The following is a 26,780-nucleotide window of genomic DNA, read 5'->3' on the forward strand; positions in this document are numbered from 1 at the left end:
GGGCGGCTGGGTCTGGCGGCGCATCGGCCGACGTGACGTCTGCCGGTGGTTGTCCAACAGCACTTCTTACCGCCAAATGGCTGACCGTGGGGGCGCTTCCCCATTGATCGTTATGGGATTCGGCCACCGGAACCCGAGGTGGGAGGGATGCGGGGGTCGGCGAGATTTCACCCGTCCGAGCGAGGGGCCGGTCACCTGCCGTCCTGACCCGGGCACCCGCCGCCGACCGGGCGAGCCCTGGCTTGGAGGATCCTCCGACATCGTGAGCGTACGGAGGTCTTCGACTGGAGGTTCCGACGGGACCGGAGAGCGGCCGGAACAGGCCACCGACTACCCTTGCCAACCGTGAAGGTCCTCGTCATCGGCGGCGGCGCCCGCGAACACGCCCTGTGCCGCTCTCTGTCCCAAGATCCCGCCGTCACCGAGCTGCACTGCGCCCCGGGCAACGCCGGGATCGCGCAGGTGGCGACGGTCCACCCGGTCGACCAGCTGGACGGTGCCCAGGTCACCGACCTGGCCGCGAAGCTCGGCGCCGACCTGGTCGTGGTCGGCCCGGAGGCCCCGCTGGTCGCGGGCGTCGCCGACGCCGTGCGCGCGGCCGGCATCCCCGTCTTCGGCCCGTCCGGCGCCGCCGCGCAGCTGGAAGGCTCGAAGGCATTCGCCAAGGACGTGATGGCCGGCGCCGGCGTGCCGACCGCCCGCTCCTACGTGTGCGCCACCCCGGACGAGGCCGCCGAGGCACTGGACGCCTTCGGCGCGCCGTACGTGGTCAAGGACGACGGCCTGGCCGCCGGCAAGGGTGTCGTGGTCACCTCCGACCGCGCGGCCGCGCTGGCGCACGCCGCGTCCTGCGAGCGCGTGGTCATCGAGGAGTACCTGGACGGCCCCGAGGTGTCGCTGTTCGCGATCACCGACGGCACCACCGTCCTCCCGCTCCAGCCCGCGCAGGACTTCAAGCGCGCGCTGGACGGCGACGAGGGCCCCAACACCGGCGGCATGGGCGCCTACTCGCCGCTGCCGTGGGCGCCCGCCGGGCTGGTCGAGGAGGTCCTGGAGACCGTCCTGCAGCCGACCGTGGACGAACTGCGCCGCCGCGGCACCGAGTTCTCCGGCCTGCTCTACGCCGGCCTGGCGCTCACCTCGCGCGGCACCCGGGTGATCGAGTTCAACGCCCGCTTCGGCGACCCGGAGACCCAGGTCGTGCTGGCCCGGCTGCGCACCCCGCTGGCCGGCGTCCTGCTGGCCGCCGCCACCGGCACGCTGGACCAGCTGGAGCCGCTGCGCTGGGACGAGGGCGCGGCCGTCACCGTGGTCGTCGCTTCCGAGGGCTACCCGGCCGCGCCGCGCACCGGCGACCCGATCGAGGGCCTGGCCGAGGCCGAGGCGGACGGCACCGCGTTCGTCCTGCACGCCGGTACCAGGGCGGACGAGGACGGCCGGGTGCTGAGCGCCGGCGGCCGGGTGCTGTCCGTCACCGCGACCGGCACCGACCTGGCCGAGGCGCGGGACCGCGCGTACGCCGCGGTCGACCGGATCTCGCTCAAGGGCGGCCAGCACCGCACCGACATCGCGCTCAAGGCGGCCACCGCCTAGCCGTTGCTGCAGCCGTTCGTTGCGTGCGCACCCCGCAGGGCGCCGCGTGCCGTGGGAAACAACCCCATGGGCGCAGCGCCCTGTGGCGTTCCGGGGCTGGAGTGGCTGTGGTGGGCGGCGCACCGTTCGGCGGCCGGAATCCAGCACATCGGGTGACAGCAACCGCATCCGGCTGACGTAACCGGGTGCCCGGCCTTATGGTGCGCTGGATCGCACGGCGCCGTGGCCGCGCGCTGGGGTCGCCGCCGGGTAGCGGTGCCCCCGCGGGGGGATGCTGGACGGCGTCCGGCCGGGCGGTCGCCCGGGTGCTTCGCACCGGACCGGTCGAGGGTCGTCCGGTATGTCGTCCGGAAGTTCGGGCAACGTCACCGGGACGAGTGGAAACCGGGGCGATCCGGAACACCCACCCGGACCGGGGCGTCGAACATGTCAGAAGCGCCACGCAGCATGCACTACCGGGATCGGACACCTCCGCTTCCCGGTCGGAACTGATCGTTTCGAGTCGGCTCAGGGCCCGTCACCGGGCGCCCGAGGGCTCCGAAGGGGGTGCCGCACCGTATGGCCGCTGTCGACACCGCGCGCGCTCACGCCCAGGTGGTCCTGCGGATCCGGGGCCTCGCCCTGGCCGCCGCCACCCTGCCCGCCGCCGTCGCGGTGGTCCTGCTCGCCGGGCGGTTCACCGGCCGGATCGGCGCGCCCGGCTCCGCCGACGCCGCCGGCTGGGACGCCGCCCGCTGGGCGGTCTGCGCGGTGGCCGCGCTCACCCTCCTGGTGGCCGGCCTGACCGCCCGCGCCTACCGCCGGGCCGTCCCGCCGCAGACCCCGGCCGTCCCGCTGGACCGCGCCGAGGCCCCCGAGCTGTACCGGCTGATAGACGAACTGGCCGAGCGGCTGGACGTGCCCGCCCCCTCCGCCATCGCGCTCACCCCGGACTGCGACAGCTGGCTGGAGGACGTCCCGCCCGCGCAGCGGCGCCCCCGCCACCGGCACGAGCCGCCCGCCCCCGTCCTGGTGATCGGCTCGCCGTTCCTCTGGTGGATGCGGTCCGGCGAACTGCGCGCCCTGCTCGCGCCCGTGGTGGCCGGCACCGCCGCCTCCGCCGACCCGGAGATCGCCGCCGCCCGCCGCTTCCTGCGCAGCCTCGACGCCAGCCTGGACACCGGTCCGGCCCCCGCCGGCCTCGGCGGCGCCACCCTGGCCGGCCCGCCCCGGGCGCCGCGCCGCGGCCCGGCCGTCCTCACCGACCGGATCACCCGCCGCCTGCTCGGCGCCTGCCGCGGCCACGCCGCCGAACTGGAGCGGTCCGTCGCGAGCTGGGCCTCCGAGCAGGCCAGAGCCGTTGACTACGGCCTGCGGATCGCCGCCCAGGAGCAGGTCGGCCTCGCCTACGCGGGCTGGGACCGGCTGCTCACCCGGGTCGCGCTGCCCGCCTGGCGGCTCGGCCGCCACCCCGCCCACCTCAACGCCGGCGTGGTCGCCGCCCTCACCGAGCTGTCCCGGCGCGACCGGCTGGCCGACGGCTACGGCACCCGGCTCGGCGACCGCCCCGCCTGCGACCTGCTGGAGGAGCCAGGAACCGTCGACCGGGCGGTCTCCCGGCTCGCCGCCGAGCTGTTCTTCGGCCGCCCCGCCGCCGGCGCCTGGCACGAGCTGGAGTGGGCCGACTACCCGGCCGAGGTCGTGGACGCCGGCTGGCGGGCCCGCGCCGCCGCCCTGCAGTCCGCCCTGGACCGGCTCGCCCCGCAGGCCCGCCCCGGCGCTCCGACGCTCACCCGGCTGCTGGTCCGGCTCGCCGACGGCGACGGCGAGCAGCTGGCCGCCGCGCTCGCCGCCCAGCTGGCCTGCACCACCGCCCCCGCCCCGCTGCTCGAACCCGCCCGGAGCGGCCGCGACCTGCTGGTCGACCACGTCACCGCGATGGTCTGCTGCGCCGCCGTCGACACCGCCGGCGCCACCCCCGGCCTGGACTGGCTGGACGGCCCGGTCCTGCTCCTCGGCGGCGTCCGCCGCACCGACCTTGCCGCGTCCGTCGCCCAGGCCGTCGAACAGGGCCAGGACGGTCCCCTGCGCGCCTGGCTCGACGCCGCCGACGTCCGCCTGGAGAAGCCCGTCCGACTCTGATCCTCCGGGCGGCGCTCGGCGCCCGCCCACGCGCCCCCGGGCCGGTCGGCCGGGGGCCGTCTCCGCAGGCCGGAGACCTGGCAGCGGACGCCCGGAAGATTCCCGCCACCAATTGCTACCGTGGAGTGACACAGCGCCAGCACAGTGTGGTGTATTAGACCGCACGCACATCCGGGGGGCACGTGCCAACCGGACGGAAGTGCACCTGGGAGGGGCGCGTGGGGACCGAACTCAACCGCCGCTGGGAGTCCGGAACGCATGCCTACAGCGTCTCCGACCCCTTCGGCCAGGGCCCGCTGCCCTGGCTGCGCAGCCCCGACGAGTACCTGGCCGACGCCGAGGGCACCGTGCCCTGGTACGTCTCGGTGGACGCACCCGGCCAGCGCCCGCTGGCCGGCGGCGCCCGGCCCAGGCCGCCGGTCGGCACCCCGCAGAGCGCCGACGACGTCGTCCAGCAGATCAAGGGCTTCGCCTCCGCCGGGGTGATCCGCCCCGGCGGCTCGGTGGACTTCCGGGTCACCGTGAACCCGCCCCGCGACTTCACCGTGGACGTCTACCGGATCGGCCACTACGGCGGCGACGGCGCCCACCACATGACGTCCAGCCCGCTGATCGCCGGCCTCGCCCAGCCCGCCCCGCTGGTGGTCGGGCGGACCGTCTCCTGCCACCACTGGTGGCACTCCTGGCGGCTGCAGATCCCCGGCCACTGGAAGCCCGGCGCCTACGTCGCCGTGCTGACCACCGCGGACATGCTGCACCGCAGCCACATCCCGTTCACCGTCCGGGACTTCGAGGACCAGGCGCACGCCGCCGAGCTCCTCCTGGTGGTCCCCGACGTGACCTGGCAGGCCTACAACCTGTTCCCCGAGGACGGCCGCAGCGGTGCCAGCCTCTACCACGCCTGGGACGACGCCGGCGGGCTGGTCGGCGAGCAGGAGGCCGCCGTCACCGTCTCCTTCGACCGTCCGCACGCCACCGCCGGGCTGCCGCTGCACGTCGGCCACGCGTACGACTTCATCCGCTGGGCCGAGCGCTACGGCTACGACCTCGCCTACGCCACCGCCACCGACCTGCACGCCGGCCTGGTGGACCCGGCCCGGCACCGGGCGCTGGTCTTCCCCGGCCACGACGAGTACTGGTCCGATCCGATGCGCCGCGCCGTCGAGCGGGCCCGGGACGGCGGCACCTCGCTGGTCTTCCTCTCCGCCAACACCATGTACTGGAGGGTCGAGCTGACCGCCGCGGCCTCGGGCGAGCCCAACCGGCTGCTCAACTGCCGCAAGCGGCAGAAGGTCCAGCCCGGCAGCCCGGCCGCCGGTGTGCCCGGCGCCGCCAGCGCCCTGTGGCGGGACGCCGGCGAGCCCGAGCAGCACCTGCTCGGGGTGCAGTACTCGGGCCGGGTCGCCGCCCCCGTCCCGCTGATCGCCCGGCACACCGCGCACTGGCTGTGGGACGGCACCGGGCTCCAGGAGGGCGACGAATTGCCCGGCCTGGTGGCCGGCGAGGCCGACCGCTACTACCCGAAGGTGGCGCTGCCCCAGCACACCGAGCGGGTCCTGCTCGCCCACTCCCCGTACCGGGACCTCGCGGGCCGCACCCGCTACCAGGAGACCTCGCTGTACCGGGCGCCCAGCGGCGCGTACGTCTTCGCGGCCGGCACCTTCGCCTGGTCACCCGCGCTGGGCCGCCCCGGCCTCACCGACGAGCGCATCCAGCGCGCCACCGCCAACCTGCTCGACCGGCTCTGCAAGAACCAGCCCTGAATGCCGGCCGCCGACGGGGGCCGGAGGCCGCTCCGGGCGTTCGTGAAAGACTGCTGGGGCAGTGACCTCCCCTTTCGCGGTGCCCCACGCCCGCGAACGACCCCTGAGGACTGAACACCTTGAGCGGATTTGTCACCAAGCCCGAGCCGGTCCAGGTACCCGGCCTGGTCCACCTGCACACCGGCAAGGTGCGCGACCTCTACCGCACCGCGTCGGGCGAACTGGTCATGGTGGCCAGCGACCGGATGTCCGCCCACGACTGGGTGCTGCCGAACGAGATCCCCGACAAGGGCCGCGTCCTCACCCAGCTCTCCCTGTGGTGGTTCGACCGGATCGCCGACATCGTGCCCAACCACGTGATCTCCACCGAGATCCCGGCCGGCGCCCCGGCCGACTGGAAGGGCCGCACCCTGATCTGCCGCAGCCTGGACATGATCCCGGTCGAGGCGGTCGCCCGCGGCTACCTGGCCGGCTCCGGCCTGACCGAGTACAACGAGAGCCGCACGGTCTGCGGCATCGCCCTGCCCGAGGGCCTGGAGAACAGCTCCGAGCTGCCCGCCCCGATCTACACCCCGGCGCTCAAGGCCGAGGTCGGCGAGCACGACGAGAACGTCCCCTACGAGGAGACCGCCCGCCGGATCGGCGCCGAGCTGGCGGCCCAGCTGCGCCGCACCACCCTGGACGTCTACGCCCGGGCCCGGGACATCGCCCGCGACCGCGGCATCATCCTGGCCGACACCAAGTTCGAGTTCGGCCTGCTGGACGGCGAACTGGTGATCGGCGACGAGGTGCTCACCCCGGACTCCTCCCGCTACTGGCCGGCCGACGAGTGGCAGCCGGGCCGCTCGCAGCCGTCCTTCGACAAGCAGCTGATCCGCGACTGGCTGGTCTCCCCGGCCTCCGGCTGGGACCGCTACAGCGAGGAGCCGCCACCGGCCCTGCCGGCCGAGGTGGTCGAGCAGACCCGGGCCAAGTACATCGAGGTGTACGAGCGGCTGACCGGCACCAGCTGGGTCTGACCTGGTGAGAGCCCGCTGGCCCGGCTCAGATCCAGCCGTGCTCGCGGGCGATCCGCACTGCCGCGTGCCGGTTCTCCGCGCCCAGCTTGGTGGCCGCCGAGGAGAGGTAGTTGCGGACGGTGCCCTGGGACAGCGCCGCCCGTACGGCGATCTCGGCGATCGGGGTGCCGTCGGCGGCCAGCTCCAGGACGTCCGTCTCGCGCGGCGTCAGCGGGGTCTCGCCCGCGCTGATCGCGTCCGCCGCGAGCTCCGGGTCGACGTACCGGCCGCCGGCCCGGACGGTCCGGATGATTCCGGCCAGGTCGGCCGCCGAGACGGTCTTCGGCAGGAAGCCGCGCACCCCGACCTCCAGCGCCCGCTTCAGGTAGCCGGGGCGGCCGTGGCCGGTGACGATCATGCAGCGGCAGTCCGGCAGCAGCCGGCGCAGCTCGGCGGCCACCTCGATGCCGTCCTTGCCGGGCATCTGCAGGTCCAGCACCGCGATGTCGGGGCGGTGCGCCTGCGCCATCGCCAGCGCCTCCGGGCCGGAGCCGGCCTGGGCGACCACGGTGAGGTCGTCCTCCAGGGAGAGCAGCGCGGCCAGGGCGCCCCGGATCAGGTGCTCGTCGTCGGCGAGCAGGACGCGCACGGGCGGGGTGTCGGTCATCGGCGGGCCTTCTTCGCTGTCGAAGGGTTCGGAGCGGGACGTCAGAGCGGAACGGCGGCGAGCATCCGGAAGATGCCCGGCGCGGCCTCCGGGACGGTCAGCTCGCCGTTGTGGGCGGCCAGCCGCTCGCGCAGCCCCCGCAGCCCGGTGCCGCTGCCCTGGGAGGGGAGCGGGACGGCGGGCACCCCGTCATTCTCCAGCTCCAGCACCGCCCGGCCGTCCTCCCGGCGCAGCCGGATCAGGCAGCGGCCGGCCTCGCTGTGCCGCAGCACGTTGGTGGTGGCCTCGCGGATCACCCAGCCGAGCACCGACTGCACCGGCGGCGGCAGTTCGTCGGGGTTCTCGCCGAGGTCGATCTCGCAGGCCACGTCGGCGGCGCGGAGCACCGCGCGGGCGCCGATCGCCTCGGCGTGCAGGTCGGCGGTGCGGTAGCCGCGGATGACGTCCCGGACCTCGCGCTGCGACTCCTGGGCGATCTTCTGCACCTCGGCCATCTGGTCGGCGGCCTCCGGGCGTCCGCGGCGGGCGAGTTGGACGGCGAGCTCGCTCTTGAGCGCGATGGTGGTGAGGTTGCGGCCCATCACGTCGTGCAGGTCGCGGGAGAACCGCAGCCGCTCCTCGGCGACGGCGAGCCGGGACTGCGCCTCGCGGGCGGTGTCCAGCTCCCAGACGATGGCGGTCACCCAGGCGAAGCTGCGGCAGCTGCCGATCAGGATCGCCAGGCCGAACAGCGTCCCGATCAGCAGACCGGTCGTGGTGGCCGCGCTGATGCCGGCCAGCACCATCGCGGGGGCGACCAGCGCCACCGTGCCGAGTCCGGCGAGGCAGGCCCTGCGCAGGGGCAGGCCCACACTCATCGGGCCGACGGCCGCGCCCAGCAGGGCGGCGGCGACCACCGCGGTGAACGGCGGTCCCTGGGGATTCGTCGACCCGCCGGACGAGGGGCCGAGCAGCAGGACGACCCAGGAACCGGCCACCGTGAGTGTGGTGTTGACGGCCAGCCAGCGCAGGTACTCGCTCGGCCGGTGCAGGTAGTGGTCGAGCGAGGTGCGGTACGCCCGGAGGGTGACCAGGACGGAGGCGAGCGACAGGACCAGGGTGGCCTGGACGACGCCGGCCGCGTGCGGGGGGTTCGCGGGCGAGGCGCTGACCAGCAGGTTCACCGGAAGCATGAACCACGCCATCAGGTAGAGGGACCAGCGGAAGTACAGCTCGGCGCGCTGCGGCTTGCCGAAGCCCTTCCACCGGCGGACCGGCCCCCGGACATCCATCGCATTTCTCCCCGTTTGATCACGATCGTGCCGCTGCCTTCTTATCAGAGGTGGAACGGGGACATGTCCTTCGGATTCCGTGGAGCAAGCCGCCGGAGCGTCAGCGGCGCGATTCCCAGCGGAAGTAGCGCACCGCGCCCCAGACCGCGAGACCCAGCCAGACGGCGCCGGTGACCAGGTGCGGGGCGGCGGTGGACCAGGTGCCCGCGAAGCCGGTGGCGGGGGCCGAGCCGTCGGTCCCGGTCCAGCCGAGGCGGATCAGCTGGTAGCCCGGGGTGGTGGGCAGCAGGCGGCAGAAGTCGGCCACCCGGCCGGGCATGACCTCCAGCGGAATGAACAGGCCGGAGCCGAACTGGGAGATCAGCAGCAGCGGGAGGGTGGTGATGCCGGCGGTCTCGACGGTCTTGGTGAAGGCGCTGGTGAGGGCGGCCAGCGCGATCATGATGCCGATGCTCAGGGCCAGCCCGGCGGCCAGCAGCAGCGGGTTCACCGGCGCGCCGAGCTTCAGGACGGCGGCGCCGCCGACGGCGACCACGGCGCTCATCAGCAGGGCGAGGCTCACCGACGGCACCGCGGTACCGGCCAGGATCTCGATGTCCCGGGCCTCACCGGTGCGCAGCCGCTTGAGCACCAGCTCGTTGCGGCGGCCGACGTACGCGGCAGTCAGGTTGTAGTAGACGACGAACGCCAGGATCCCGCCGATGGTGCCGTTGATCAGCAGCGCGTCGATGTCCAGGCCGGGGTGGGACCCGGCCTGCTGCTTGAGCATGCTGCGCCGTCCGCCGATCATCACCAGCGGCAGCAGCAGGGCGGTGAACAGGGCCGAGCGGTTACGCAGCAGCAGCGTGGCCTCTGCCCGGCCGAGGGAGACCAGGCGGCGGAAGGTGGTGCTCCGGGGGCCGGCGGCGGTGGGGACGGCGGTGGTCATCGGGCGGATCCGATCAGGCGGCGGCGGGCGGTGCGGGTGGTGGGGACGTCGGGGTTCTGCGGCGGGGGCTGGTGGGCGGCCTCGGAGGCGATGGCGAGGAAGGCCTCCTCCAGCGAGGCGCTGCGGGCGTCCAGCGCGCCGAGCGCGATGCCGTGGTGCTGGGCCCAGCCGAGCAGGTCGTAGAGGGTGCTCTGGAGGCCGGTGGTCTGCACGGTGACCTTGCGGCCGTCGACGGTGAGTTCGGCTCCGGCCAGCAGCGGCAGTGAGGCTCCGGTGAACTCGGGCAGCTCGAAGGCGATCCGGGACGGCCGGCCGGCGATCACCTCGGCGACCGTGCCGGTGGTGACGACCTGTCCGCCGTGCATGATGGCCAGCCGGTCGGCCAGCTCCTCGGCCTCCTCCAGGTAGTGCGTGGTGAGCAGCACCGTGGTGCCCTGGGCGCGCAGTTCGCGGACCAGCCGCCAGACAGCGGCGCGGGCCTCCGGGTCGAGGCCGGTGCTGGGCTCGTCCAGGAAGAGCACCTCGGGGCGGCCGAGCAGTGCCATCGCGAGGTCTAGCCGGCGGCGCTCGCCGCCGGACAGCTGCTTGACCCGGACGCCGCGGAGGTGGGCCAGGCCGACCAGCTCCAGCGCCTCGTCGATCGGCCGGGCCCCGCTGGTCAGGCCGGACCAGGTGCGGCCGGTCTCGGCCACGGTGAGCTCGCCGGGGAAGCCGCCCTCCTGGAGCATGATGCCGATCCGCGGGCGGACGGCGGCGCGCTCCCGGTACGGGTCGCGGCCGAGCACCCGGACGGTGCCGCCGCTGGGCGCGGCCAGGCCCTCGATGAGCTCCATGGTGGAGGTCTTGCCGGCCCCGTTGGTGCCGAGCAGGGCGAACAGCTCGCCGCGGCCGACGGCCAGGTCGACGCCGCGGACGGCGTGGTAGCCGGTGGCGCCGGTGCCGTAGTGGCGGTGCAGGTCGGTGACCTCGATCACGTGCCCGGAGGGGGCCGGGGGCTGGCTCGTTTCCATGGCTCCAGCCTTCCGCCGCCCCGGTCGCGCGGTCAGTGCGCGCCGTCATGGGAAGGGGATGCGGATCCACGGGTCGGCGGTGACAAATGTCATGGGTGGGGTTCGCACCGGTTCCGTGGCTGTTCTGCGGGGAAATGCCGAAGGGCCCCCTCGATCGAGGGGGCCCTTCGTTTCGGAGCGGACGACGAGATTCGAACTCGCGACCCTCACCTTGGCAAGGTGATGCTCTACCAACTGAGCCACGTCCGCAGGTCAAACTATTGAGTTGTGCTGTGCTCGCGCACTGCGAGCGGACGACGAGATTCGAACTCGCGACCCTCACCTTGGCAAGGTGATGCTCTACCAACTGAGCCACGTCCGCACGGTGCCTGGTGGGGCACCGGCCGCCTCTTGGGATCTCTCCGTTGCGGCGACGAGGAATACTCTACAGCATCGTTCGGGGTGGTCGCCCCACCCTTTTGGGCCGGGCAGGGCGACCGCGGAGCCTCCGGGCGCGGGCCGGGAGGCTCCGGCGGGGTCAGTTCGCCTCGGCGAACGCCTCGTACACGTGCTTGGGGATGCGGCCGCGGGCCGGCAGCTCCATTCCGCGCGACTGGGCCCAGGCGCGGACCGCGGCCGGGTCCGGGGTCAGGGCGGTGCGGCGGAAGGACTTTCCGGTGCGGCTCTGCCGGCGGCCGGCCGCGACGAACGGAGCGAGGGCCTCCCGCAGCTTTTCCGCGTTGTCCACGGACAGGTCGATCTCGTACGACTTCCCGTCGACGCCGAAGTGGACGGTTTCCGCGGCGGCGCCGCCGTCCAGGTCGTCGGAGAGCGTGACAACTACACGCTGAGCCATGGGTGTCAATCCTCTCGGGCAATTCGGCCGTCGGTACGCGGGATGCGCCCCCGGGGGCCTGATGTGCACCACTCGCGCAAGCGCATACGGGCAGGCCCGGTGGCCCGCCGGATACGCAGCACTTGCCGCGACAGGTGGCCCTATTCTGCACCCGAAGCTGGTCGAAATCGAAGAGTCCGGCTTTCTTTTCCGGATATTCACGTCTCTTCGTCGGACTACCGGATACCGGGGCGCGGGACGGGCGGTTCTGTCCCGGAGTGCCGTATTCGGGTGTTCTTCGGGGGTTCTCCGGCGGGCCACCGAATCCGCTGAAATGGGGCGCGCAGGGTGGGGGGTCCGTGGGCCCGGATCCCTTGCGGCGTAAGGGTCTCGGGTCTACGCGCGTCGCCCTCCCCGGCCAGCAATCCCCGCCCGAAACCCCCGGTAGTCTGGAGTTCCCCCGCCTCACGAAGACACCACCGGGAGTGCCAGTGGCACGCGTCGTAGTCGACGTCATGCTCAAGCCGGAGATCCTCGACCCCCAGGGACAGGCGGTGCAGCGCGCACTGCCCCGTCTCGGATTCACCGGGATCGCCGACGTTCGCCAGGGCAAGCGTTTCGAGCTGGAGCTGGAGGGCCCGGTCGACGACGCCGCGCTCGCCCGTATCCGCGAAGCCGCCGAGACCTTTCTCGCCAACACCGTGATCGAGGACTTCACCGTCCGGGTCGAGGAGGAGGCGAAGTGACCACCCGCGTAGGCGTCGTCACTTTCCCCGGTTCCCTCGACGACCGCGACGCCCAGCGCGCGGTCCGCCTGGCCGGCGCGGAGCCGGTCGCCCTCTGGCACCGTGACAAGGATCTCCACCAGGTCGACGCCGTCGTCCTGCCGGGCGGATTCTCCTACGGCGACTATCTGCGCTGCGGGGCCATCTCCCGCTTCTCGCCGGTCATGGACACCATCATCGAGCAGGCGAAGCTCGGAATGCCGGTCCTCGGTATCTGCAACGGCTTCCAGGTGCTGTGCGAATCGCACCTGCTGCCCGGCGCGCTCACCCGCAACGACTCGCTGCACTTCGTCTGCCGCGACCAGAAGCTGCGGATCGAGAACGCCGGCACCGCGTGGACCCGGGATTACTCGGCGGGCCAGGAAATCGTCGTTCCGCTGAAGAACGGCGAGGGGCGCTTCGTCGCCGACGCGCACGTGCTGGACGAACTGGAGGCGGAGGGCCGGGTGGTCGCCCGTTACCTCGACGTCAACCCGAACGGTTCGTACCGCGACATCGCCGGCATCACCAACGCCGCCGGCAATGTCGTCGGCCTGATGCCGCACCCGGAGCACGCCGTGGAGCCGCTCACCGGTCCGACCACCGAGGGCCTGGGCTTCTTCACTTCCGTTCTGAAGCAGCTGGTGAACGCCTGATGAGTCTCGACACCGTCAAGAACGCCGAGCAGACCCCGGACGCGGCCCAGCCGTGGGCCGAACTCGGCCTCAAGGAGGACGAGTACGCGCGGATCCGGGAGATTCTCGGCCGCCGCCCGACCGGGGCGGAACTCGCGATGTACTCGGTCATGTGGTCGGAGCACTGTTCGTACAAGAGCAGCAAGGTCCACCTGAAGCAGTTCGGCGAGAAGAAGCCGGCCGCCGGGACTCCAGGTGCTGACGCGATGCTCGTCGGCATCGGCGAGAACGCCGGTGTGGTCGACGTCGGCCAGGGCTACGCGGTCACCTTCAAGGTCGAGTCGCACAACCACCCGTCGTACATCGAGCCCTACCAGGGCGCGGCCACCGGCATCGGCGGCATCGTCCGCGACATCCTCGCGATGGGCGCCCGCCCGGTCGCCGTCATGGACCCGCTGCGGTTCGGCGCGGCCGACCACCCGGACACCCGGCGCGTGCTGCCCGGGATCGTCGCGGGCATCGGCGGCTACGGCAACTGCCTGGGCCTGCCGAACATCGGCGGCGAGGTCGTCTTCGACTCCTGCTACCAGGGCAACCCGCTGGTCAACGCGCTGTGCGTGGGCGTCATGAAGCACGAGGACATCCACCTCGCGCAGGCCTCCGGCGCCGGCAACAAGGTCATCCTGTACGGCGCCCGCACCGGCGGCGACGGCATCGGCGGCGTCTCGGTGCTGGCCTCCGAGACCTTCGACGACACCAAGCCGGCCAAGCGCCCGGCCGTCCAGGTCGGCGACCCGTTCCAGGAGAAGCTGCTCATCGAGTGCACCCTGGAGATCTTCGGCGAGAAGCTCGTCAAGGGCATCCAGGACCTCGGCGGCGCCGGCCTGTCCTGCGCCACCAGCGAGCTGGCCTCGGCCGGCTCCGGCGGCATGCGGATCGAGCTGGACACCGTGCCGCTGCGCGACCACACGCTCTCGCCGGAGGAGATCCTCATGAGCGAGTCGCAGGAGCGCATGTGCGCCATCGTCGAGCCCGACAAGGTCGACCGCTTCCTGGAGATCTGCGAGAAGTGGGACGTCATCGCCACCGTCATCGGTGAGGTGACCGACGGCGAGCGCCTGGAGATCTTCTGGCACGGCGAGCTCGTCGTGGACGTGCCGCCGCGCACCGTCGCCCACGAGGGCCCGACCTACCAGCGTCCGTACGCCCGCCCGAGCTGGCAGGACGCGCTGCAGGCCGACGCCCCCACCGGCGAGCGGCTGGCCCGCCCGACCACCGGCGGGGGCCTCAAGGCCGACCTGCTGAAGGTCGCCGGCTCGCCGAACCAGGCCTCCAAGTCCTGGATCACCGACCAGTACGACCGCTACGTGCTCGGCAACACCGTGCTCGCGTCCGGCGAGGACTCGGGCATGATCCGGATCGACGACGAGACCAACCTCGGCGTCTCGGTCGCCACCGACGGCAACGGCCGCTACGCCAAGCTGGACCCGTACACCGGCGCCCAGCTGGCCCTCGCCGAGGCGTACCGCAACGTCGCGGCCGGCGGCGCCAAGCCGCTCGCGGTCTCCGACTGCCTCAACTTCGGCTCCCCCGAGGACCCGGACGTCATGTGGCAGTTCGCCGAGGCCACCCGCGGCCTGGCCGACGCCTGCCTGGCCCTCGGCACCCCGGTCACCGGCGGCAACGTCTCGCTGTACAACCAGACCGGCGAGGTCGCCATCCACCCGACCCCCGTGGTCGCGGTGCTCGGCGTCATCGACGACGTCACCCGGCGCACCCCGGTCGCCTTCGCCGAGGAGGGGCAGCTGCTCTACCTGCTCGGCGACACGGCGGACGAGCTCGGCGGCTCGGCCTGGTCGCAGGTGGTCCACGACCACCTCGGCGGTCTGCCGCCCAAGGTCGACCTGGAGCGCGAGCGGCTGCTCGGCGACATCCTGATCGCCGCCTCGCGCGACGGCATGATCGACGCCGCGCACGACCTCTCCGACGGCGGCCTCGGCCAGGCGCTCGTGGAGAGCTGCCTCAAGGGCGGCCACGGCGCGCGGATCATCGTGCCCGAGGGCATGGACCCGTTCGTGCTCCTGTTCTCCGAGTCGGCCGGCCGCGCCGTCGTGGCGGTGCCGCGCAGCGAGGAGCTCCGGTTCAACGACATGTGCACCGCGCGGGGCCTGCCGGCCACCCGGATCGGTGTCGTGGACGGCGAAAGCCTGGACGTCCAGGGCCAGTTCACCGTCTCGCTGGCCGAGCTGAAGGACGCCCACACCGGCGTCATCGAGGCCCTGCTCGCCTGACGCCCGCCTGACCTGCGTGATCCGACGGGCGGACGGTTCGACTGAACCGTCCGCCCGTCGGCGTATGTTGGGGGCCATGCCTGCCAAGTCCCGTACGTACCAGCCCGCCAAGGTGATCGCCGCCCTGACGGCGCAGACCGGCGCGCTGCGCGATGCCGTCCGGCAGCTCTGCGAACGCGCCGACGCCGAGGAGCTGCTGGCCCGGCCGACCCGGGTGGGGGAGTGGACGGTCCGCGAGCTGATCGCGCACCTCGCCGTGCAGATCGACTGGGTGCCGGCGCACGTCGACGATCCGCAGGAGGGGCGGCCGCCGCTGGACCTGCTGGGGTGGGTGGCCGCGGTCGGCACGGTGGCGCCGCTGCTCGACGAGCAGGCGCGGGCGCAGGCCGCCGGCGAGTTCGGCGGGGATCCGGCCGCGGTGGCGGCGGCCTTCGAGCGGGCCGCGAACGGGCTGACCGACCTGCTGGCGGGCGCCGAAGTCCGGGACCCGCAGCGGAGGTTCGAGATCCGGCTGGGCTCGATGGCGCTCTCCGACATGCTGGTGACCCGGCTGGTGGAGACCGTCGTGCACGCCGACGACCTGGCCGACGCGCTCGGCCTCGACGGCTTCCCGCACGACCGCCAGGCCGTCGCCGCCGTCACCCGGCTGCTCGCCGACGCCCTCGCCGCCCGGGCCCCGGGCGGCTCCGTCGAGCTGCGGATCCCGCCGTACGCTGTGGTCCAGGCCGTCGAGGGCCCCCGGCACACCCGCGGCACCCCGCCCAACGTGGTCGAGACGGACCCGCTGACCTGGATCCGGCTGGCCACCGGCCGTACCGGATGGGCCGCCGCCGTGGACGCCGCCACCGTGTCCGCCTCCGGCGAGCGCAGCGACCTGCGGGCGTACCTGCCGGTCCTGGGCTAACGCAGTTGGCCGGCCAGGGTCTCGGCGGCCCTGCGCAGCGGCTCGCCGGTGAGCGAGGGCTCCGGATCGGCGGCGCGGAGGTTCTGGGAGAGGAACAGGACGAGGTCGCCCTCGCCCTTGGGCGTGATCCGCGCGATCGCGGCGGTGCCCTGCCCCGGGACCAGCTTCGTCTGCCCGGGGCCGGGCTGCTCGGCGGCGAACTGCTGGAGCTGCTGGGTGTCGAGCAGTGCGGCGGCCCGGATCCGCGGCAGCAGCATGTTGACGCCGTATCCGCTCTGCGGGACGGCCATGAGCTCGATGTCCACCCGGGCCTGGCCGACCTGGTAGTGGCAGAGGATCTCCGCGCGCGGGGGACTGGCCGGCATCGACGGCATGGACGGCGGGTGGGTCCGGTCCGGGGGCCAGGGCTGGGCCGGCACACCGTCGCCCCAGTTGCCGTCGACCGCGGGCCCGTCCTTGCCGTCCGGGCCGTCGCCGCGATCCAGATCGCCGCCGCCCTCGCCGCCGCCCTCGGCGCCGTCCCCCGGACAGCGGCCAAGGCGGCCCAGCTGCGGGCGGCCGGCGCCGCGCACGTGGTGGTCGCCGACGCACACCGCCACCTGGAGGCCAACGGCCAGATCGGCAAGATCGTCGTCACCGTCCGGCACTGAGGCGCTGCGCGGCCGAGGCCGATCGCGCGACGGCGGTTGACCCCTGAGCCTCGGATGGCAGACTGCCTGCATGGCGATTCACAGGAATCTTCTCGACGGCCCCGAACCGACGCTTCTGCCGGAGGACGAGCAGCCCTACAAGATGCTGGCGGAGGAGTCGGCCTCGCCGACCCAGGTCGCCGCCGACTACCCGGCGTTCTGCCTGGCCTGGGCCATGCTCGCCGACGACGCCTACGCGGCCGGCCGCTACGTCGAGTCGTACGCCTACGCCCGCACCGGCTACCACCGCGGCCTCGACGCGCTGCGCCGCAGCGGCTGGAAGGGCCACGGGCCGGTGCCGTGGGAGCACCGCGGCAACCGCGGCTTCCTGCGCTGCCTCGCGGGCCTGGCCCGCGCCGCCGGCGCGATCAAGGACACCGAGGAGGAGGCCCGCTGCTGGCAGTTCCTGAAGGACAGCAGCGAGGAAGCGTACGCCGCACTGAAGCAGTAGCAGCCGCAGACGGATGTGCCCCCCGGTGGACGACCACCGGGGGGCACACGCGTTTACGCGGCTACCGCGCTCACTTCAGGCGGTTGCCGGCCGAACGCAGCTGCTGAGCGGCCTCCAGCACGCGGGCGGCCATGCTCGCCTCGGCCAGCTTGCCCCAGGTGCGCGGGTCGTAGGTGTTCTTCTTGCCGACCTCGCCGTCGACCTTCAGCACACCGTCGTAGTTGCGGAACATGTGGTCCGCGACCGGGCGGGTGAAGGCGTACTGGGTGTCGGTGTCCAGGTTCATCTTCACGACGCCGTTCTCCAGCGCGGTGGCGATCTCCTCCGCGGTCGAGCCCGAGCCGCCGTGGAAGACGAAGTCGAACGGGTCGGTCTTGCCGTACTGCTTGCCGATGGCGTCCTGCAGCTCGCGCAGCAGCTCCGGCTTCAGCACGACGTTGCCCGGCTTGTACACGCCGTGCACGTTGCCGAACGAGGCGGCCAGCAGGTAGCGGCCCTTCTCGCCCAGGCCCAGCGCCTCGGCGGTGCGCACGGCGTCGTTGACGGTGGTGTACAGCTCGTCGTTGATCTCGTGCGAGACGCCGTCCTCCTCGCCGCCGGTCGGGGTGATCTCGACCTCAAGGATGATCTTGGCGGCGGCGGCCTGGGCCAGCAGCTCCTGGGCGATCGCCAGGTTGTCCGCCAGGGTCTCGGCCGAGCCGTCCCACATGTGCGACTGGAACAGCGGGTTCCGGCCCTTGGCCACGCGCTCGGCGGAGATCGCCAGCAGCGGGCGGACGTAGCCGTCCAGCTTGTCCTTCGGGCAGTGGTCGGTGTGCAGCGCGACGGTGATGTCGTACTTGGCGGCCACGATGTGGGCGAACTCGGCCAGCGCCACGGCGCCGGTCACCATGTCCTTCTTGTGCTGGCCGCCCAGGAACTCCGCGCCACCGGTCGAGATCTGGATGATGCCGTCGCTCTCGGCCTCGGCGAAACCGCGCAGCGCGGCGTGCAGGGTCTGCGACGAGGTCACGTTGATGGCCGGGTAGGCGAACTTGCCCGCCTTGGCCCGGTCCAGCATCTCGTTGTAGACCTCGGGAGTTGCGATGGGCATGCGATCCGCTCCTGTCGGGTTGCGGCGTACGGACGGTGCTGTCCGACGCTGTGTACGCCTTCGTGACGACTCCGGGGTACCGGCCGCCGACGCGCGGCTCTGCGGGTCCGGCTGCTCCGGTACCAGGTTCGAGGCGACCACCGCGGTACGACAACGAGGGTATTTGCGACCGCGGACCGGAAGCCTGTGCCATCTTCCCAGACTCGTGCGCGCAGGTCAGCATGAGCCCGCCAGTCGGAATTCCGGCCCTCGGGGGTCCGCGGGTCGCCCGAACGGCCCCGGTCGGCAGCTGCCGTCAAGGTACGCCCGCTATCCTGCGCCCGTGGACTACAACCAGCTGGCCGTCAACCTGCTCGACGCCAAACAACTGATCTCGTCCCTCGGCGCCATCGGGCTTCTCGCGATCATCTTCGCGGAGACCGGCCTGCTGGTCGGGTTCTTCTTCCCGGGCGACTCCCTGCTGATCATCGCCGGTGTCGCCGCCTCCAACGCGGCCTCGTCGGTGCTCGGCCAAGGCGCCAAGCTGCCCATCGCGGTCCTGCTCATCGGCGCCCCGGTGGCGGCGGTCGCGGGCGCCCAGCTCGGGCATCTGATCGGGGCGAAGGTCGGGCCCAGGATGTTCGACAAGCCAGACTCGAAGATCTTCCGCCGCGAGTACGTGGTGAAGGCGGAGGAGTACTTCACCAAGTTCGGACCCGGCAAGGCCGTCGTACTGGCCCGATTCATGCCGATCGTCCGCACCTTCCTCAACCCCGTCGCCGGCACCCTGGAGATGCCGGCCCGGACGTTCTTCCTGTGGAACGTCATCGGCGGTGTGCTGTGGACCGAGTCCATGCTGCTGATCGGCTACTTCTTCGGTGACGCGCTCGCCCCGGTGATCGACAAGTACCTGATCCCGGCGGTGCTGCTGATCGTCCTGCTGTCGATCTCGCCGATCCTCATCGAGGTCGTGCGGGAGCGCAGGAAGAAGAAGGCGGGCGGCGAGGAGACCGCCGTCGGCGACACCGTGCAGAGCGGTGCCGGGCGCCACCGGCGGGGCTGAGCACCTGCAGCAAAGAGGGCCCGGTCCTGTTTCACGTGAAACAGGACCGGGCCCTCTGTCGTGCTCGGATGTGTGCAGGTCTCAGAGACCCAGGTCGGCCGCGGTGTAGGCGGTCACGTACTCCAGGCCCTGGGCCTCGACCGCGGCGGCGCCGCCACGCTCGACGATCACCGCGACGCCGACCACCTCGGCGCCCGCCTCGCGCAGCGCCTCGACGGCGGTCAGCACCGAGCCACCGGTGGTGGAGGTGTCCTCGACCGCCAGCACGCGGCGGCCCTTCACGTCCGGGCCCTCGATCCGGCGCTGCAGGCCGTGCGCCTTGCCCGTCTTGCGGACCACGAACGCGTCCAGCCGCTGCCCGCGCGCGGCGGCGGCGTGCAGCATCGAGGCGGCCACCGGGTCGGCGCCCAGGGTCAGGCCGCCGACGGCGTCGTACTCCAGGTGCGAGGTCGCGTCCAGCATCACCCGGCCGACCAGCGGGGCGGCCTCGCCGTCCAGCGTGATCCGGCGCAGGTCGACGTAGTAGTCGGCCTCCTTGCCGGAGGAAAGGGTGACCTTGCCGTGCACGACGGCCTTGTCCTTGATCTGTGCCAGCAGGGCGTCGCGGTCGTTGCTCATGAGCGTTCAGTCTAGGTGCCTCAGGGGGCCCGTGCGCATCAGCGGCGGCGCAGCGCCCTCGCCAGCACCACGGCGCCGCCCAGCAGGGCCACACCGCCGCCGATCACCCACGGCATCGCATTGCGGCCGCCGGGGCCCGGCACGACGATCCCGCCCGCCTCGCCGCCCCAGCGGGACGCCGCGCGGGCGCGGGCGCTGCGGGCCGGCAGAGCCGGGGCGTAGCGCCCGCGCGGCGGGGCGTGGTCCACCTCCTCGGCGGAGCGGCCGACGATGCTGCGGCGCACCGGGCCGCTCACCGGCTCCTCCTCGTACTCGAACGGCAGCTCGGCGGGGATCTCCTCGGCCACGCCGTCCTCGTGCTCGTCGGCGCCGCCGGTGGGGAGGCCGAAGCGCTCGGCATCGGCGTCGGAGAAGGCGATGAGGTCGGAGAGGTCGTCGTCGAGGTCGTCGCCGGGCTCGTCCTGGCGCTCCTCGATGAACAGGACGCTCGCCTCGGCGTCCTCGCCCCCCGCCTCCTCGTCGGTCTCCTCCTCCGACTCTGCCTCCGACTCTGCCTCCGGGGAGGCGAGGGCGGCGGCGAAACGGTCCAGGAGGCGGCGGCCGGTGGCGGTGAGGGTGTCCTCGTCGAACTCGGTGAGGCGTCCGGTGGCGCTGAGGTCGCCGGTGAAGCGGATCACGGCGGTGCCGTCCTCGGCGCCGTCGACGACGCTCACCCGGACGGTGGCCGTCGCCTCGCCGCTGCCACGGGCCTCCTGGCCCTCGGCGAGCACGGTCAGGACGCCCTCACGGCCCTCGATCAGTGACAGCACGCCCTTGTACGTGATGGTGGAGCCGCCGATCCGCACCTTGAGCCGGCCCCCGATCTCCTCGGCCGCCCCCGCACCGACGGCCGCGGGCTCGGTACTCAGGCCCGGCACACTCCGCGCCAGCAGCGCCGGATCCTGCAAGGCCTGCCGCACCAGCTCGGCGGACATTGGGACGACAACCTCATGCTCCATGCCACGGAGCCTACCGACCCAACCCCGCCCGGTCCCCACCTACGGCCCACCCGATTTCCCCCGCCCCACCCGCCTCGCCGCCCGGGTCGGTCAGCGGGGCCCCAGGAGGGTGAGGGCGGCCGGGGGGTGGGTGGGGCGGAGGGTGGTGAGGCGGGCCGCCGAGGTGCGGAGGGTGTCGGGGGTGAGGGCGCGGGGCGGTGGGGCGTCGGGGGCCAGCGTGAGTGCGGGTTGGGCGGCGGAGGCGAGGAGGAAGTCCTGGCTGCCGTCCGGCGCGCCGGGGCTGCAGCCGGCGGTGGCGCTGCCCTGGACGGCGTAGGGCACGGTCCGCAGGCCCGCCGCCCTGAGCCCGGACTCGATCTGCCAGAGGCCGTGCTGGTCGCCGCCGGCCCGGACGGCGATCCGGCCGCCGGGGGAGAGCAGCCGGGTGGCGAGGCCGTAGAACTCCTGGGAGTGGAACTTCACCGGCCCGCCGTCGGCGGGTGCGGGCAGGTCGGCGAGGACGACGTCGTAGGCGTGGTCGGCGGTGGTGCCGCGCCGCAGCCACTTCATGGGGTCGGTTGCCGCGGTCTGCACCCGGGGGTCGTCCAGGGAGCGCCCGGTGAGGGCGGCGAGGCCGGGGTCGGTGCGGGCGAGGCGGGTGAGTTCGGGGTCGGCGTCGACGATCTGCACCGAGCGGACCCCGCTGTGCCGGAGGACCTCCCGGAGGGCGAGCCCGTCGCCGCCGCCGAGCAGGAGGACGCGGGTGTCGGGGCCGGCGGCCATGGCGGGGTGGACGAGGGCTTCGCTGCCGCGGTACTCGTCGGGCCCGCAGACGGCGAGCCGTCCGTCGAGGTAGAGCCGGAGGGGTCCTTCGGCGGGGCCGGTGAGGACGATCTCCTGGTGGTGGCTGTGGGTGGCGTAGCGGACGTCGGCGCCGTAGAGGGCGTGCCGGGCGGCGCGTTCGATGGCGTCGGAGCCGGCGGCGGCGCCGGTGAGGACGGCGAGGACGAGCCCGCAGCCGCCCCAGAGCAGCAGTCGTATCCGGGGCGCGGGTTCTTCGCGGAAGAGCCAGAGCACGACGGCGGCGCCGGCGACGGCGTTGACGGCGCCGGTGACGAGCGCGCCGGTGCCCGGGCCGAGGCTGGGCAGGATGAGGAACGGGAAGGCGAGGCCGCCGATGAGCGCGCCCACGTAGTCGGCGGCGAACAGGTCGGCCGCGGCCCGGCCGGCGTCCTCGCGGCGGATGCGCTGGATGAGGGTCATGAGGAGCGGGATCTCGGCGCCGATGAGGATGCCGATCAGGCAGGTGAGGCCGACCATCGCGGCCTGGTAGCGGCCGATCCACGCCCAGCAGGAGTAGAGCGCGAGGGTGGAGAGTCCGCCGGTGAGCGCGAGGGCGCATTCGACGAGGGCGAAGGCGGTGGCGGGTCGGCGGGTGAGGCGTTTGGCGAGCAGGGAGCCGAGGCCCATCGCGAACACCATGACGGAGAGCACGACGGAGGTCTGGGTGACCGTGTCGCCGAGCAGGTAGTCGCCGAGCGCGACGAGTTCGAGTTCGTAGACGAGTCCGCAGGCCGCGCAGACGAACGTGGCGAGCAGGACGGTCAGGCGGGCCAGCCGGGGGTGGGAGCGCAACCGGGACCGACGGCGGGCGGGCAGCGGGGTGAGGTTCCGCGCGAGCCTGGGTGGGTTGGCGTCGTCGAGGTCCACGCCCGGGTGCGTGGGCGGACCGGCCGGATGATTGATCACGAACAAACGCTAGGCGACGTTCGGGACGGATAGCTGCACCCATCCGACGGACAGTGCGGGACGTCCCGTTGACGAATCGTTCCTGCGTGCGATTCAAAGGCTATGACGGGTTCGGTGCTCCCGCCGCGGCCGCTGTTGCTCATGGCTGCGGCACCACGAGCGAGGACCGGGTGCAGACCAGCTGCCCCTCCTGCGGGTAGGCGTGCCAGGTGCGCCAGAGCAGCCGGTCCGCGCCGCCCTGGGTGACCAGCGCGGTGAAGGCGCTCGGGTCGCCCGGGAAGATCCCGGCGAGGCCGCGCGGATGCCCCTCGACCAGGGCCAGCAGTTCCTGGGCGCGGGCCGCGAAGTCGTGCGGCGGCAGCGCCTCGATCCGGGCCGCGAACTCGTACTCCCAGCTGCCGACCTGCTTGGCCACCCGGGCGGGCAGCGGGGTGCGGCGGCTGGGCAGGCAGGCGACGGTCTCCAGGCACTCGTCCGGGCCGGCGACGACGACCACCTGGTGGGAGGCGCCGAGCAGCCGCAGCTGGAGGGTGCCGGACGTGCCGGGGCGGCCGGTGCCGTCGAGTCTCAGGTCGCGGACCGCGAGAGCGGGCAGAAGTTCGCCGCCCAGGCACCAGGCCAGGTCACCGGCCCGGGTATCCGTGTAGGAGGTCTGCAGTGTGGTGAGCATGCTCGGCTCCGCGTTTCAGCTCCGTGCGCGCCCGCCGAGCAGCAGCGACTAGGCCTAGGCGATGGCGAGGCTGTTCGTGGCTGTGCGGCCCTGGGCGCGGCCGACCGTGGAAGGAAGGATTCCGGCTGGAGATTCAGCAGCAGAGAAGCATGAATACGCCGGGTCCGTCGGTGATTTACCCAACTTTGTCAAGCATTCACCGTTTCGAGCACACCTGCTTCCCGGCTCTGATCGATCCGGTGTGCGAGTCTGCACAGCACGCGCCCCATGTGCCGGGTTGTGCGCCGCGCGCGCCGGTTGTGCGCCGGACGAGCACCGCATGCGCCGCCGCCCGCCGGGCAGCGGGCCGGGCGGGCGGCGGGGTATGCCAAGGAGGCGGAGGCGATTGCCTCTCAGGCATCAACCTGGCATATATGGATGGCGAGTTGACGAATCATCAGGATCGAGGTTGCGGGTCGATCGGTGCGAGGCTCCGAGCCGGTCGAGGACCGGCTCGATCGGGGGTTCGGTGAACACCAGTCCGAGCAACGGCGGGTGCTCGTCCAGGAATTCGGCCCATGAGTGCCGGATCTTCAGCCAACTCCCCGTCAGTTTCACGAGCTCGGCGGCGCTGGCGGGCGGGCTCAGAGGCGCCGGAGCCGGGACACCGCCTCGGCGAGGACCTCGTCCTTCTTGCAGAAGGTAAACCGGACCAGGCTCCGGCCGGCCTCGCTGTCGTCGTAGAAGACGGCGTTGGGGATCGCGACGACGCCGCAGCGCTCGGGCAGGGCACGGCAGAACTCGATGCCGTCCTTCTCGCCCAGCGGGGTGATGTCGGTGGTGATGAAGTAGGTGCCCTCGGGGTTGAAGACCCGGAAACCGGCGGCGGAGAGCCCGTCGGCCAGCAGGTCGCGCTTGCGCAGCAGGTCGGCCCGGAAGGTGTCGAAGTAGTCGTCGGGGAGCCGGAGCGCCTCGGCGACGGCGTACTGGAAGGGGCCCGCGCTGACGTAGGTCAGGTACTGCTTGGCGGTGCGGACGGCCGAGACGAGGGCCGGGCTCGCCGTCACCCAGCCGACCTTCCAGCCGGTGAAGGAGAAGGTCTTGCCGGCGGAGGAGATGGAGACGGTGCGCTCGTGCATGCCGGGGAGGGCGGCGAGGGGGTGGTGGGTGCCGGAGAAGACGAGGTGTTCGTAGACCTCGTCGGTAATGACCAGCAGGTCGTGCTCGACGGCGAGTTCGGCGATGGCGGCGAGCTCGGAAGGGTCGAGGACGAGGCCGGTGGGGTTGTGGGGGGTGTTGATCAGGAGGAGGCGGGTGCGCGGGGTGATGAGGGAGCGCAGCTCGTCCAGGTCGGGGCGGAAGGTGGGTTGACGCAGGGTCAGTGGGACGCGCACGGCGCCGGCCATGGCGATGCAGGCGGCGTAGGAGTCGTAGAACGGCTCGAAGGCGATCACCTCGTCGCCGGGTTCGAGCAGGGCGAGCAGGGCGGCGGCGAGGGCCTCGGTGGCTCCGGCGGTGACCAGGACCTCGGTGTCGGGGTCGTAGGACAGGCCGTAGAAGCGCTGCTGGTGCTCGGCGATCGCGGTACGCAGCTCGGGGATGCCGGGGCCGGGCGGGTACTGGTTGCCCTTGCCGGAGAGGACGGCGTCGGCGGCGGCCTGAGCGATCTCGCGCGGCCCGTCGGTGTCGGGGAAGCCCTGGCCGAGGTTGACCGACCCGGTGGCGACCGCCAGTGCGGACATCTCGGCGAAGATCGTCGTGCCCATGCCGGCCAGTCGGCGGTTCAGCAGCGGCCTGGTACCCATCAGCGGCTCCTTGCGGCTCGTAGTCGGGACCATCCTCGGGGCAGGACGTAGCGGGGGACAAGCTTGCCCTGAGTGTCGGAGGGTGCCGTACTGGCTCTGCGTCACTCCGAGTTCTGCTGTCGACTTGCCCGTGACAGGTCGCACGTGCATGGCATCGAATGGCTGAGTGTCTACTCCTGGCAGCGCGGCCCCGGAACCGAGATCACCATGATGTGTCTGGCCGAGACGGTCTACGGCCACAGCCGCAGCCCGGAGTGCCCGCCGGTCCGCTCCGACGGGCACTCCGCGCTCAGGGCGTGTCCCGGAGCGGCGTCGCTCAGCTGAGTGAGGTGAGGAGGGTGTTGAGAGCGTCGGTCTCGGTGGCCTTGTCCGGGTTCGAGGCGCGTAGCGCCTTGAGGACGTGGTCGATTTCGCCGTCGAGGAAGGTCCAGGCCTGCTGGTTCTTGGGTTCGAGGGTGGGCTGGGCGTCGTCCCAGGCCTTTTCGAGGTCGGTGACCCGGGTGGTGGCGGCCGCCTGGTGGCCCGAGTTGAGCTTGGCCAGGGTGTCAGCGGTGATCGTACGGAAGTTGGCGATGTCAGCGGGAGGGAACGATGCCGTCGCCGGCTTCGGAGCGGGAGGAGTGGTCGCGGGTGCGGGGGTGCCGGCCGCGCCGGCCGCAGCCGTGGGTGACTGCGGGGGCGTCGAGCTGAGTGAGGTGAGGAGGGTGTTGAGAGCGTCGGCCTCGGTGGCCTTGTCCGGGTTCGAGGCGCGTAGCGCCTTGAGGACGTGGTCGATTTCGCCGTCGAGGAAGGTCCAGGCCTGCTGGTTCTTGGGTTCGAGGGTGGGCTGGGCGTCGTCCCAGGCCTTTTCGAGGTCGGTGACCCGGGTGGTCACGGCCGCCTGGTCGCCCGAGTTGAGCTTGGCCAGGGTGTCAGCGGTGATCGTACGGAAGTTGGCGATGTCAGCGGGAGGGAACGATGAGGTCGCCTGCTCCGGGGTGAGTGGGGCGGACGCGGGTGCGGGGCCGTCACCCTCGCCGACCGGAGCCGCGTGCGGCTGATGGTTCGCCCAGACCAGGAGCGCCGCGGTGGCGACCGCCACGACGGCGTAGTAGCCGAGCATGATCCGCTCGCGCACCGGGTTCGCCACCCCGGCGGCCTGGGGGTGGGTCTCGATGACGTCGCTGCGGCTGCGGGTGAGGTAGAGGACGGTCGCGAGGATCGCGACCAGGAAGACCACACTGGTCACCGCCGTCCCCAGGCCCAGGCCGCCGTCGCTGCCGGGCGAGGCGAGCCAGTCGCCGAGGTTGGCGCCGAGCGGGCGGGTGAGGATGTAGGCCAGCCAGAAGGAGAGCACCACGCTCGCGCCGAGGCGCCACGCGAGCACGATGGCCGCGATCAACCCGAGCGGAAGGAGCACGGAGACGCCCGGGGTCCAGCCCGTGAGCTCCAGGGTCCAGTCGCCGGTCGCGGTGCCGAGGGCGAAGGTGACCAGGACCGCGAGCCAGTAGAAGAGCTCTCGGGGGCGGGTGACGATGCTGTGGATCGACAGGGTCCGCTCGCGGGCGTACCAGATCCCGAAGACGACGGCGAGGACGCCGGCGAACACACTGCTGCTCACCGCGAGGGGGACGCCCTGGCTGTCGGTGAGGATGTCGGTGTAGAGGGTTCCGGTCACACTCAGCACCACGACGGTGAGCCAGTACACGAACGGGACGTAGCGCTTGGTGCTGAGCTGCCAGCCCAGGGCACCGGCCAGCACGGCGGTGAAGATCAATGAGGTGTTGATCAGGCCGACACCGAGAGTCGTGTTGATCCAGTCGGCGAAGCTCTCGCCGACCGTGGTGCACAGGATCTTGATGACCCAGAACCAGATCGTGACCTCGGGGACCTTGTTCAGCATCCGTCGGGCGTCGGGCGTGGCCGAGAGCCGTTCCGTGGTGGTAGCCATGGGGGCGAGGCTTGCATC

At 72.6% G+C, this 26,780-nt stretch carries 24 protein-coding genes, 2 tRNA genes and 1 pseudogene; 11 read left to right on the forward strand and 16 right to left on the reverse strand.

Annotation, left to right across the window (positions count from 1 at the left end; genetic code table 11):
• Positions 1-345 precede the first annotated feature (345 nt).
• The 4 genes from purD to KV557_RS17160 all read left to right on the forward strand — a co-directional run bounded on the left by purD (position 346) and on the right by KV557_RS17160 (position 6,496).
• The gene (gene purD / locus KV557_RS17145; RefSeq protein ID WP_218201092.1) at positions 346-1,593 is read left to right on the forward strand and encodes a phosphoribosylamine--glycine ligase; all 1,248 of its coding nucleotides are present in this window, start codon (positions 346-348) and stop codon (positions 1,591-1,593) included.
• Positions 1,594-2,151: 558 nt separating this feature from the next.
• On the forward strand, positions 2,152-3,714 hold the full coding sequence (locus KV557_RS17150) for a hypothetical protein (protein WP_218201094.1): 1,563 nt from the start codon (positions 2,152-2,154) through the stop codon (positions 3,712-3,714).
• A gap of 218 nt (positions 3,715-3,932) precedes the next feature.
• Positions 3,933-5,477 (forward strand): N,N-dimethylformamidase beta subunit family domain-containing protein, encoded by a 1,545-nt coding sequence (locus KV557_RS17155; protein ID WP_218201096.1) that lies wholly within the window; start codon positions 3,933-3,935, stop codon positions 5,475-5,477.
• A 119-nt stretch (positions 5,478-5,596) separates the two neighbouring features.
• Positions 5,597-6,496: a phosphoribosylaminoimidazolesuccinocarboxamide synthase gene (locus KV557_RS17160; protein WP_218201098.1), complete on the forward strand. Its 900-nt coding sequence runs from the start codon at positions 5,597-5,599 to the stop codon at positions 6,494-6,496.
• Between the two features lie 25 nt (positions 6,497-6,521).
• Here KV557_RS17160 and KV557_RS17165 read toward each other — a convergent pair whose 3' ends face one another.
• The 7 genes from KV557_RS17165 to KV557_RS17195 all read right to left on the reverse strand — a co-directional run bounded on the left by KV557_RS17165 (position 6,522) and on the right by KV557_RS17195 (position 11,186).
• Complete coding sequence (locus tag KV557_RS17165; protein WP_218201101.1) at positions 6,522-7,142, reverse strand: response regulator transcription factor; 621 nt, start codon at positions 7,140-7,142, stop codon at positions 6,522-6,524.
• Between the two features lie 41 nt (positions 7,143-7,183).
• Complete coding sequence (locus KV557_RS17170) at positions 7,184-8,413, reverse strand: sensor histidine kinase (protein WP_218201103.1); 1,230 nt, start codon at positions 8,411-8,413, stop codon at positions 7,184-7,186.
• 100 nt (positions 8,414-8,513) lie between these two features.
• The gene (locus KV557_RS17175; RefSeq protein ID WP_218201106.1) at positions 8,514-9,341 is read right to left on the reverse strand and encodes an ABC transporter permease; all 828 of its coding nucleotides are present in this window, start codon (positions 9,339-9,341) and stop codon (positions 8,514-8,516) included.
• Positions 9,338-10,351 carry an ABC transporter ATP-binding protein gene (locus tag KV557_RS17180; protein WP_218201108.1) on the reverse strand — a complete coding sequence of 338 codons (1,014 nt, stop codon included), beginning with the start codon at positions 10,349-10,351 and terminating at the stop codon, positions 9,338-9,340. Before KV557_RS17180 ends, KV557_RS17175 begins: the two co-directional genes overlap by 4 nt.
• A 176-nt stretch (positions 10,352-10,527) precedes the next feature.
• Positions 10,528-10,600, reverse strand: a tRNA-Gly gene (locus tag KV557_RS17185).
• A gap of 39 nt (positions 10,601-10,639) precedes the next feature.
• Positions 10,640-10,712: transfer RNA gene (locus KV557_RS17190), tRNA-Gly, on the reverse strand.
• 156 nt (positions 10,713-10,868) lie between these two features.
• Positions 10,869-11,186 carry a histone-like nucleoid-structuring protein Lsr2 gene (locus KV557_RS17195; RefSeq protein WP_030304494.1) on the reverse strand — a complete coding sequence of 106 codons (318 nt, stop codon included), beginning with the start codon at positions 11,184-11,186 and terminating at the stop codon, positions 10,869-10,871.
• A 470-nt stretch (positions 11,187-11,656) separates the two neighbouring features.
• On the opposite strand from KV557_RS17195, the gene purS reads away from it, so the two are divergent.
• The 4 genes from purS to KV557_RS17215 all read left to right on the forward strand — a co-directional run bounded on the left by purS (position 11,657) and on the right by KV557_RS17215 (position 15,759).
• Positions 11,657-11,911 carry a phosphoribosylformylglycinamidine synthase subunit PurS gene (gene purS / locus KV557_RS17200; protein WP_218201110.1) on the forward strand — a complete coding sequence of 85 codons (255 nt, stop codon included), beginning with the start codon at positions 11,657-11,659 and terminating at the stop codon, positions 11,909-11,911.
• Positions 11,908-12,585: a phosphoribosylformylglycinamidine synthase subunit PurQ gene (gene purQ / locus KV557_RS17205; protein WP_218201112.1), complete on the forward strand. Its 678-nt coding sequence runs from the start codon at positions 11,908-11,910 to the stop codon at positions 12,583-12,585. Before purS ends, purQ begins: the two co-directional genes overlap by 4 nt.
• On the forward strand, positions 12,585-14,855 hold the full coding sequence (gene purL / locus KV557_RS17210) for a phosphoribosylformylglycinamidine synthase subunit PurL (RefSeq protein ID WP_218201114.1): 2,271 nt from the start codon (positions 12,585-12,587) through the stop codon (positions 14,853-14,855). The genes purQ and purL overlap by 1 nt, the downstream gene beginning before the upstream one ends.
• 76 nt (positions 14,856-14,931) lie before the next feature.
• Positions 14,932-15,759, forward strand: coding sequence for a maleylpyruvate isomerase family mycothiol-dependent enzyme (locus KV557_RS17215; RefSeq protein WP_218201116.1), 828 nt, complete (start codon positions 14,932-14,934; stop codon positions 15,757-15,759).
• Here the strand turns inward: KV557_RS17215 and KV557_RS17220 are convergent.
• Positions 15,756-16,124: a hypothetical protein gene (locus KV557_RS17220; protein WP_218201118.1), complete on the reverse strand. Its 369-nt coding sequence runs from the start codon at positions 16,122-16,124 to the stop codon at positions 15,756-15,758. The two genes, KV557_RS17215 and KV557_RS17220, sit on opposite strands and share 4 nt — an antisense overlap.
• Before the next feature lie 18 nt (positions 16,125-16,142).
• Between KV557_RS17220 and KV557_RS17225 the strand changes: the two genes are divergently transcribed.
• Together KV557_RS17225 and KV557_RS17230 are read left to right on the forward strand one after the other, a co-directional pair.
• Entirely contained in the window at positions 16,143-16,409 is a 267-nt protein-coding gene (locus KV557_RS17225; protein ID WP_218201120.1) for a hypothetical protein, read from the forward strand.
• A gap of 70 nt (positions 16,410-16,479) precedes the next feature.
• Positions 16,480-16,899 carry a DUF3151 domain-containing protein gene (locus tag KV557_RS17230; protein ID WP_218201122.1) on the forward strand — a complete coding sequence of 140 codons (420 nt, stop codon included), beginning with the start codon at positions 16,480-16,482 and terminating at the stop codon, positions 16,897-16,899.
• 70 nt (positions 16,900-16,969) lie between these two features.
• Here KV557_RS17230 and fbaA read toward each other — a convergent pair whose 3' ends face one another.
• Positions 16,970-17,992 (reverse strand): class II fructose-bisphosphate aldolase, encoded by a 1,023-nt coding sequence (fbaA, locus tag KV557_RS17235; protein WP_218201124.1) that lies wholly within the window; start codon positions 17,990-17,992, stop codon positions 16,970-16,972.
• A gap of 322 nt (positions 17,993-18,314) precedes the next feature.
• Here fbaA and KV557_RS17240 point away from each other — a divergent pair, with 322 nt between their 5' ends.
• Positions 18,315-19,034, forward strand: a complete 720-nt coding sequence (locus KV557_RS17240) for a DedA family protein (protein ID WP_218201127.1) — start codon at positions 18,315-18,317, stop codon at positions 19,032-19,034.
• An 81-nt stretch (positions 19,035-19,115) separates the two neighbouring features.
• On the opposite strand, the gene pyrE is transcribed toward KV557_RS17240, so the two are convergent.
• The 7 genes and pseudogenes from pyrE to KV557_RS17270 form a co-directional block, all read right to left on the reverse strand.
• Positions 19,116-19,652 carry an orotate phosphoribosyltransferase gene (gene pyrE / locus KV557_RS17245; RefSeq protein WP_218201129.1) on the reverse strand — a complete coding sequence of 179 codons (537 nt, stop codon included), beginning with the start codon at positions 19,650-19,652 and terminating at the stop codon, positions 19,116-19,118.
• A 38-nt stretch (positions 19,653-19,690) separates the two neighbouring features.
• On the reverse strand, positions 19,691-20,650 hold the full coding sequence (locus KV557_RS17250) for a hypothetical protein (RefSeq protein ID WP_218201131.1): 960 nt from the start codon (positions 20,648-20,650) through the stop codon (positions 19,691-19,693).
• Between the two features lie 90 nt (positions 20,651-20,740).
• Complete coding sequence (locus KV557_RS17255; protein WP_308129937.1) at positions 20,741-22,378, reverse strand: polyamine aminopropyltransferase; 1,638 nt, start codon at positions 22,376-22,378, stop codon at positions 20,741-20,743.
• A 139-nt stretch (positions 22,379-22,517) separates the two neighbouring features.
• Positions 22,518-23,048, reverse strand: a complete 531-nt coding sequence (locus tag KV557_RS17260; protein ID WP_218201133.1) for a DUF2617 family protein — start codon at positions 23,046-23,048, stop codon at positions 22,518-22,520.
• A 480-nt stretch (positions 23,049-23,528) separates the two neighbouring features.
• Positions 23,529-23,672 (reverse strand): annotated as a pseudogene (locus KV557_RS42665) (amidase); the annotation flags it as partial.
• Complete coding sequence (locus KV557_RS17265; RefSeq protein ID WP_218201135.1) at positions 23,672-24,832, reverse strand: pyridoxal phosphate-dependent aminotransferase; 1,161 nt, start codon at positions 24,830-24,832, stop codon at positions 23,672-23,674. The gene KV557_RS17265 and the pseudogene KV557_RS42665, both read right to left, overlap by 1 nt.
• A 316-nt stretch (positions 24,833-25,148) precedes the next feature.
• Positions 25,149-26,762 carry a COG4705 family protein gene (locus KV557_RS17270; RefSeq protein ID WP_256177525.1) on the reverse strand — a complete coding sequence of 538 codons (1,614 nt, stop codon included), beginning with the start codon at positions 26,760-26,762 and terminating at the stop codon, positions 25,149-25,151.
• Positions 26,763-26,780: the final 18 nt, after the last annotated feature.

Source organism: Kitasatospora aureofaciens, from assembly GCF_019192735.1.
Taxonomy (GTDB): Bacteria; Actinomycetota; Actinomycetes; order Streptomycetales; family Streptomycetaceae; genus Kitasatospora; species Kitasatospora aureofaciens_A.